General features: G+C 64.5%; 10 protein-coding genes and 1 pseudogene. 6 read left to right on the plus strand and 5 right to left on the minus strand.

Features of this window, described 5'->3' with window-relative positions:
• The coding region (gene ubiG, locus AX735_RS04605) for a bifunctional 2-polyprenyl-6-hydroxyphenol methylase/3-demethylubiquinol 3-O-methyltransferase UbiG (RefSeq protein ID WP_066276335.1) at positions 1 to 621 on the minus strand (621 nt) is incomplete at its 3' end.
• Between the two features lie 70 nt (positions 622 to 691).
• Between ubiG and AX735_RS04610 the strand changes: the two genes are divergently transcribed.
• Together AX735_RS04610 and AX735_RS04615 are read left to right on the plus strand one after the other, a co-directional pair.
• Positions 692 to 1,954 carry an aspartate kinase gene (locus AX735_RS04610; protein WP_066276341.1) on the plus strand — a complete coding sequence of 421 codons (1,263 nt, stop codon included), beginning with the start codon at positions 692 to 694 and terminating at the stop codon, positions 1,952 to 1,954.
• Between the two features lie 2 nt (positions 1,955 to 1,956).
• Positions 1,957 to 2,961, plus strand: a complete 1,005-nt coding sequence (locus AX735_RS04615) for an NAD(P)H-dependent flavin oxidoreductase (protein WP_066276345.1) — start codon at positions 1,957 to 1,959, stop codon at positions 2,959 to 2,961.
• 12 nt (positions 2,962 to 2,973) lie between these two features.
• Here the strand turns inward: AX735_RS04615 and AX735_RS04620 are convergent, their stop codons facing one another.
• On the minus strand, positions 2,974 to 3,216 hold the full coding sequence (locus tag AX735_RS04620; protein WP_066276350.1) for a hypothetical protein: 243 nt from the start codon (positions 3,214 to 3,216) through the stop codon (positions 2,974 to 2,976).
• A gap of 56 nt (positions 3,217 to 3,272) precedes the next feature.
• Complete coding sequence (locus AX735_RS04625) at positions 3,273 to 3,893, minus strand: LysE family translocator (protein ID WP_066276353.1); 621 nt, start codon at positions 3,891 to 3,893, stop codon at positions 3,273 to 3,275.
• Between the two features lie 59 nt (positions 3,894 to 3,952).
• Here AX735_RS04625 and AX735_RS04630 point away from each other — a divergent pair, with 59 nt between their 5' ends.
• The 3 genes from AX735_RS04630 to AX735_RS04640 all read left to right on the plus strand — a co-directional run bounded on the left by AX735_RS04630 (position 3,953) and on the right by AX735_RS04640 (position 5,327).
• Positions 3,953 to 4,444, plus strand: a complete 492-nt coding sequence (locus AX735_RS04630) for a DUF2505 domain-containing protein (protein WP_066276359.1) — start codon at positions 3,953 to 3,955, stop codon at positions 4,442 to 4,444.
• Positions 4,445 to 4,460: 16 nt separating this feature from the next.
• Positions 4,461 to 4,865: a GFA family protein gene (locus tag AX735_RS04635; protein ID WP_066276379.1), complete on the plus strand. Its 405-nt coding sequence runs from the start codon at positions 4,461 to 4,463 to the stop codon at positions 4,863 to 4,865.
• 111 nt (positions 4,866 to 4,976) lie between these two features.
• Positions 4,977 to 5,327, plus strand: coding sequence for a hypothetical protein (locus tag AX735_RS04640; RefSeq protein WP_066276364.1), 351 nt, complete (start codon positions 4,977 to 4,979; stop codon positions 5,325 to 5,327).
• Between the two features lie 13 nt (positions 5,328 to 5,340).
• On the opposite strand, the gene AX735_RS04645 is transcribed toward AX735_RS04640, so the two are convergent.
• A complete protein-coding gene (locus AX735_RS04645; protein ID WP_066276372.1) occupies positions 5,341 to 5,769 on the minus strand; it encodes a cupin domain-containing protein in 429 nt (142 codons plus the stop codon).
• The gene (locus tag AX735_RS04650) at positions 5,766 to 6,590 is read right to left on the minus strand and encodes an SDR family NAD(P)-dependent oxidoreductase (protein ID WP_066276375.1); all 825 of its coding nucleotides are present in this window, start codon (positions 6,588 to 6,590) and stop codon (positions 5,766 to 5,768) included. The genes AX735_RS04645 and AX735_RS04650 overlap by 4 nt, the downstream gene beginning before the upstream one ends.
• A 173-nt stretch (positions 6,591 to 6,763) precedes the next feature.
• On the opposite strand from AX735_RS04650, the pseudogene AX735_RS04655 reads away from it, so the two are divergent.
• Positions 6,764 to 7,065 (plus strand): annotated as a pseudogene (locus tag AX735_RS04655) (beta-ketoacyl-ACP synthase III); the annotation flags it as partial.

The following is a 7,065-nucleotide window of genomic DNA, read 5'->3' on the forward strand; positions in this document are numbered from 1 at the left end:
CCCAATCGCACGCCCATGTCCCGGTTGATGCTGGCCGAGCCGTTCTGCCGCCTCGACCAGCATCAACCGGGACATGGGCGTGCGATTGGGGGTGGAGAGCAGCATCAGCCCGCCGGGCGCGAGCGTGCGCTCGAGCGCGGCGACGAATGCTGCGGGATCGGTGACATGCTCGATGACCTCCATCGAGGTGACCAGGTCGAACGTCTCGCCCTCGAGCGTTTCGACATCGACATTGCGATAGTCGATCGTCAGACCGACTGCCTCGGCATGCGCTTGCGCTGCCGCGACATTTTCCGCCGCCGCATCGAGCCCAGTCACGCGTGCGCCGAGCCGGGCGAGCGGTTCTGCCAGCAGCCCCGCGCCGCAGCCGACATCGATCGCGCTGCGCCCCGCCAGCGGCTTGCGCGCCGCACCCGCTTCTGCCCAGTGCCGGTCGATTGCCGCGCGGATATAGGCGAGGCGCACCGGGTTCAGCTTGTGCAGCATCGCCGATTCGCCCTTCGGGTCCCACCATTCCGCCGCCAGTCGCCCGAAATGCGCGGCCTCTTTCGGGTCGATGGTACCGCTGCGCGGGGCTGGGGTTCCGCTACGAGTTTCCACGGTTCCGGTGCTTGCGTTCATGATGGGGCCTCTCTATGGCAGCGCCCGGTTATAGGGGCGAACTTCGCATAAGGGAAAGCACGAACGGGCAATGGCACGGATCGTCATGAAATTCGGCGGCACATCGATGGCCGGGACAGAGCGCATCCGCAGGGTCGCGCGCATCGTCAAGCGCCAGCAGGATGCCGGGCACGAGGTCGCGGTGGTCGTCTCCGCGATGGCGGGGGAGACCGACCGGCTGGTCAATTTCTGCCGCGAGGCCAACCCGCTCTACGATCCGGCGGAATATGACGTGGTCGTCGCCAGCGGCGAGCAGGTGACGAGCGGGCTGCTCGCCATCGCGCTGCAGGCGCTCGGCGCCAACGCGCGCAGCTGGCTGGGCTGGCAGCTGCCGATCAAGACCGTCGAGGCGCATGCCAAGGCGCGCATCGACAGCATCGATGCCGAAGCGCTGATCGCCGAGATGCAGAGGGGCGTCATTGCCGTGATCCCCGGCTTCCAGGGAATGAGCGAGGATGGCCGTGTGACCACGCTGGGCCGTGGCGGATCGGATACGTCGGCGGTGGCGGTGGCAGCGGCGGTCAAGGCCGACCGCTGCGACATCTATACCGATGTCGACGGTGTCTACACCACCGACCCGCGCATCGTCGCCAAGGCGCGCAAGCTTGCCAATGTGACCTATGAGGAAATGCTCGAACTGGCGAGCGTCGGGGCCAAGGTGCTGCAGACCCGCTCGGTGGGCCTGGCGATGAAGGAAGGCGTGCGCGTGCAGGTGCTCTCCTCGTTCATCGACGATGATGCGCCGGCAGCGGACACGATCCCCGGAACGATGATCGTCAGCGACGAAGAACTGGAAGGAATGGACATGGAACGCCAGCTGATTACCGGCATCGCGCACGACAAGAACGAGGCGAAGATCACGCTGACCCGCGTGCCCGACAAGCCGGGTGCGGTGGCGAACATCTTCGGCCCGCTGGCCGAGGCCGCGATCAATGTCGACATGATCATCCAGAATGTCGGCCGCGACAAGGGCGAGACTGATGTGACCTTCACCGTGCCCGCCGCGGATCTGGCGCGTTCGCTCGACCTGCTCGAAGGCGCCAAGGAATCGATCGGTTTCAACCGCATCATCCCCGACACCAATGTCGCCAAGATTTCGGTCGTCGGCGTGGGCATGAAGAGCCATGCGGGCGTTGCCTCGACCATGTTCAAGGCGCTTGCCGATCGCGGCGTCAACATCCAGGCGATCTCGACCAGCGAGATCAAGGTCAGCGTGCTGATCGAGGAGGATTATACCGAACTCGCGGTGCGCGTTCTGCACACGGCGTACGGGCTGGACGCGGTAGAGGCGTGAGCATGAGCCACCCGCTCACCGCTGCCGCCATGGCGCGCGGCACCGCCTTTCTGGGCAGCGAGACCGCGATCCTGTGCGGGGCGATGAGCTGGGTGTCAGAGCGCAACCTCGTCTCGGCCATCTCGAATGCAGGCGGCTTTGGCGTGATCGCCTGCGGGGCGATGACCCCCGCACTGCTCGATGCCGAAATCGCTGCGACCAGGGCGCTTGCGACCAGGCCGTTCGGCGTCAACCTCATCACCATGCACCCGCAGCTGATGGAGCTGATCGCGGTGTGCGCCAAGCATCAGGTCGGCCATGTCGTGCTGGCAGGCGGGCTGCCGCCCAAGGGCAGCATCGAGGCGATCAAGGAGATGGGCGCCAAGGTCGTGTGTTTCGCACCCGCGCTGACGCTCGCCAAGAAGTTCATCCGTTCGGGCGTCGATGCGCTGGTGATCGAGGGGATGGAGGCAGGCGGCCATATCGGTCCGGTGGCGACCAGCGTGCTCGCGCAGGAAATCCTGCCCGAAGTCGCGCACGAGGTTCCGGTGTTCGTCGCAGGCGGCATCGGCCGCGGCAGCGCAATCGCCGCCTATCTGGAAATGGGCGCGGCGGGCGTGCAGCTTGGCACCCGCTTTGTCTGCGCGCATGAATCGATCGCGCACCCGGCGTTCAAAAAGGCGTTCCTGCGCGGCAATGCCCGCGATGCGGTGGCCAGCGTCCAGGTCGATCCGCGCCTTCCGGTGATCCCGGTGCGCGCACTCAAGAACAAGGGCACCGAAGAGTTCACTGCCAAGCAGCGCGAGGTCGCCGCCCTGCTCGACGCTGGCGGCATCGACATGGCCGAGGCGCAGCTGCAGATCGAGCATTTCTGGGCAGGCGCGCTGCGCCGCGCGGTGATCGACGGCGATGTCGAGAACGGATCGCTGATGGCGGGCCAGTCGGTCGGCATGGTCACGCGCGAGGAAAGCGCCGCCGAGATCATCGCCGCCTTGATGGACGAGACCGAAGCGGCGCTCGCGCGCTGATACGCGTCAATATCAGGGATTGGGGTTGGGCAATGGAGCCTGGCCTTCAGGCGCCTCGACGGGATCGGACACCGATTCCTGCGGATCGGGCGCGGGATTGTCGGGAGCATTGGCCGAGCCGGTGAACACGATGATCGCAAAGGCGATGACGATCAGCGCGAGCGAGATCATCAGCACATAGCGCACAATATGACGCTTCTGCCCTGCGCTCGCCTCTTCGCTGGTCATTTCGACCTCTTCGCCATGTCGGATCATTGCTCGCCTCCATAAATGTCTGCCGGGATTACGGAAGCTGGCAGCGTTGGTTCCCTTCAGCCGGTCGGTAGCGCGCTCGACCGCAGGAACCAGAGGGCGATACCCGCAAGGCTGATCGCGAGCACCCGGCGCGTTCCGCGCAGCCGCTCGGGCTGGCTGAGCAAGGGGTGCAGCGTCGCGGCGAGCAGCACGATGGCGAGGTGCACCGCCGTCGCCACGGCCACGCTGATCCCGGTCAGCAGCAGGCCATCGTGCAGGCTCGCGTTCTGTTCGGGCAGGAAACGCGGCAAGATCGCGACATAGAACAGCGCCGCCTTGGGATTCAGCACGTTGGTCATCAGTCCGCGCAGGAAGAAGCGGTGTTTGCCGGACGGTCCACCGGCAATGCCGGCGGGCGATGTCTCCTTCTCGTCGCGCCAGGTCTCCCAGGCGAGGAAGAACAGATAGGCCGTACCTGCCCAGCGCAGTGCGTTCCAAAGCATGGGGCTCGCAGCGACCAGCGCGGCAAATCCCATGGCAGCAGCAAGGCCGATCAGCGCGAGGCCCAGCGCCACCCCCGCGACTGCCGCCAGCCCGGCGCGCCGTCCATGGCCCAGCGTCAGCGCCGCGAGATAGGCCATGTTCGGACCCGGGGTGAGCTCGATCAGCAGCACCGTGGCAAGATAGCTTGTCAACATCGCCCGCCAGCCTAGTGTATGATGGTAGAAGCGCAATCATCGTGGAAAGAGGGGCGGGCATGCTGAAACGCGAGGAAAATCATGTCTTTGCCGCGCCTGTCGAGGCGGTGGTCGCACGCTGGACCGACGCGGACTTTTTGACCGGGATGATGCAGGACCAGGGCTCGCGCGAGATTTCGGTCACGGTAGAGCATCTGTCGTCCGATCAAATCGAGGTCGCGATCACCCGTCAGGTGCCAGTCGATGCGCCCGCGATGATCCGTGCGGTCATCGGCTCGTGGCTCGACCTGACCCAGCGCGATGTCTGGACGCGAGCCGCCGATGGCAGCTGGAGCGCAGTCCGCGATGCCAAGCCCAAGGGATTGTCGGCGGAAGGCCAGTGCCTGCTCACGCTTACTGGCAATGCTGATGGCGGCGCGACCTGCGCGGCAATCGTCAGCGTGCAATCGCGCGCGCCGATGGTCGCCGCGATGGTCGAGAGCCTGATGCTCGAGGACAGCACCAAGTTGCTGCGACAGGAATTTGCTGCGGTCGATGCAGCCAGCGGTTGAAACGGGAGAGACGATCATGACGACAACGGGGGGATGCTTGTGCGGCGCTGTGCGGTACGAGATCGAGGGCGATCCGCTGCTGAGCGCGGTCTGCCATTGCCGCAATTGCCAGAAACAGGCTGGCAGCGCGATGTCGGTGCTGATCGGGGTAGCCGATGCACAGATGACGATCACCGGTGAGCTCAAGACCTATGAGGACAGGGGCGAAAGCGGCGATCCCGTCTGGCGGCGCTTCTGCGGCAATTGCGGATCGCCGATCCTGTCCGACCTGCCGAGTCAGCAAGGTCTGCATTTCGTCAAGGCGGGCACGCTCGACGACGTGAGCGGGCTGGAGCCCAAGCTGCATTTCTGGACGGTCAGTGCCCAGCCCTGGGTGCGCTTTGCCGACGACGCGGTGAAATTCGACAAGACGCCGGGATAGTCTGATTGGCAGTCTTCGCAGGTTGCGGCGACAGATTAACAAGTCGTAATTATGTGACGCGCTCGAGGTCGCGTAAGGCTGCAGTATGCCTTTGGTAGGAGGAATGCTGCAATGGCCGGACCTTTTGATGATCTCGAAGCTGGGCAAAGCCGTACGATCGGAGGAGACAATATCGACGCGCTCGTCATCGGGCCCTTTCTTTGGGACTCAAAGGTTGAGATCCATGCCTGGCATGCTGGGGTAAAGACCGGCGAAGGAAATAGTGCATATATTTCGTTGAGCCAGGATGGTACTGAAATCGGGAGGAGAACGGACAGTAAATTCGACAACTACTCGCTTCCTATTGATAAGACAGCAATGCTGGCCAAGCTGGCCAGCACAACATTCTCCATCAGTTATGACAATGTCATGGCCACTGTTAGCAGCTTTGGCCTGCAGGCAACGGTCACGCGGCTCGACTGAACCAGCAATCTGCTCAACCCGGCTCCCAGCCCGGCTCGGCCAGCACGAAGCCGCTGAACTCGAACCCGGGCGAGACCATGCAACTGACCAGCGCCCAGCCCGTGTCGGCATGCGCGGCCTGCCAGTGACCGGGCGGAATGACGACCTGCGCGGTCTCTCCGTCCAATATGTCCGCGCCCAGCCGGTGCCACGTGATCGGCCCGGCATCGCCCGGCGCATGGCCGAGGGCGATGGCGTGACCGGCATGCCAGCACCAGATCTCGGTCGCATCGACGGTGTGCCAGTGCGAGTGCTGCCCGGCTTCGAGCAGGAAGTAGATCAGCGTCTCGCTGGCGCGGCCATCGGCACCGGCGGCGCCGCGCCAGGTTTCTTTGAACCAGCCGCCTTCGGGATGCGGAGCCAGCCCCAGCGTCTCGATCAGCGCGCGCGCCGCGTCGCTCATCCGCCGCGCTCCGCGTCGCGCTTGGCCGCCATCTGCGCGCCGATCGACCCGATCAGTTCGAACGCCTTGAGCGGATCGTTCATGCGCAGCTTGGCGATCATGTCCTCCATGCCTTCGGCGACCAGGATTTCGGGTTCGCCCGCATCGATTCCGGCAAGGATCCGGGAGGCGCATTCCGCCGGGTCCATGCCATTGGCGATGGCGCTGTCGGTATGGCCGAAGGCGCTGCCATCGCCCGACAAGGCATTGGCCGAGACAGCAGTGCGGATCGATCCGGGGAGCACGGTGTGTACTTTCATCCCGTAATGCGTTTCGGTCTCTGCGCGCAGTGCGTCGAGATAGCCGATCAGCCCGTGCTTGGCGGCGCAATAGGCGGTGCGCAGCGGCACCCCGGCGCGGCCCGCGACCGAGGAGATGCCGACGACCAGTCCTGACTTGCGCGCGGTCATGTGCGGTAGCAGCAGTTGGGTCAGCCAGATCGGCGCGAGCAGATCGACAGCGATGATCCGGTCATAGACTTCAAGCGCACTGTCCACCGCGAGCGCGCGCTGGCTGATGCCGGCATTGTTCACGAGGCCATCGACCTGGCCCTTCCACGCGATGGCCCGTTCGACGATGCCGGGCAAAGCGGCCTTATCCGTGGTCTCGAAAGGCAGGATCAGGCTCTTGGTCGGTAGCCGATCGGCTACCGCCTGTAACGCATCGGTGCGGCGGCCCGAAAGGATGACGTGCGCGCCGCGCACGGCCAGAGCCTCGGCGAGCGCCTCGCCAATCCCCGACGAAGCCCCGGTGATCCAGATGACCTTGCCCGAATATTCCATGCATCCTGCTCCCATTGGTGTTTGCGATATCAAAAGGTGGTCCGCAGAAATCCGCAAGCAGGAAAAATACCCCCAGATCTGTGTTTCCGCTTGCCGCACCACCCTTGCCAAGGCCGTGTTGCCGCAGTAAGACGCCAGCCCGCTCCAGCTATAGTGCAGGACCCTACGGATACATGACTTCCGCTTACGACCAAGCCCGCCCGGTCATCTCCTCGACCGGCCTTTTCACCCCCGCCGACAGCATCAGCAATGAAGAGCTGGTTGCCAGCTTCAACGCTTATGTTGCGCAGCATAACGCGCAGCATGCCGCAGCGATCGAAGCGGGAGAGATGGTCGCGCTGCAGCCGAGCTCGGTCGAGTTCATCGAAAAGGCGAGCGGCATCAAGGCGCGCAAGGTGCTGTCCAAGGCTTCGATCCTCGACACCGACATCATGTGCCCGCGCTTCGAGGAACGGCCCAATGATCAGATCTCGGT

The sequence above is a fragment of the Blastomonas sp. CCH1-A6 genome, assembly GCF_001556365.1.
Taxonomy (GTDB): Bacteria; Pseudomonadota; Alphaproteobacteria; order Sphingomonadales; family Sphingomonadaceae; genus Blastomonas; species Blastomonas ursincola.

Excerpts from the sequence above, each read along its gene's own strand:
- AX735_RS04650 (WP_066276375.1), bottom strand. The coding sequence starts at position 6,590 with ATGGAATATTCGGGCAAGGTCATCTGGATCACCGGGGCTTCGTCGGGG.
- AX735_RS04625 (WP_066276353.1), bottom strand. The coding sequence starts at position 3,893 with ATGTTGACAAGCTATCTTGCCACGGTGCTGCTGATCGAGCTCACCCCG.
- AX735_RS04615 (WP_066276345.1), top strand. The coding sequence starts at position 1,957 with ATGAGCCACCCGCTCACCGCTGCCGCCATGGCGCGCGGCACCGCCTTT.
- AX735_RS04610 (WP_066276341.1), top strand. The coding sequence starts at position 692 with ATGGCACGGATCGTCATGAAATTCGGCGGCACATCGATGGCCGGGACA.
- AX735_RS04620 (WP_066276350.1), bottom strand. The coding sequence starts at position 3,216 with ATGATCCGACATGGCGAAGAGGTCGAAATGACCAGCGAAGAGGCGAGC.
- AX735_RS04645 (WP_066276372.1), bottom strand. The coding sequence starts at position 5,769 with ATGAGCGACGCGGCGCGCGCGCTGATCGAGACGCTGGGGCTGGCTCCG.
- AX735_RS04635 (WP_066276379.1), top strand. The coding sequence starts at position 4,461 with ATGACGACAACGGGGGGATGCTTGTGCGGCGCTGTGCGGTACGAGATC.
- AX735_RS04640 (WP_066276364.1), top strand. The coding sequence starts at position 4,977 with ATGGCCGGACCTTTTGATGATCTCGAAGCTGGGCAAAGCCGTACGATC.
- AX735_RS04630 (WP_066276359.1), top strand. The coding sequence starts at position 3,953 with ATGCTGAAACGCGAGGAAAATCATGTCTTTGCCGCGCCTGTCGAGGCG.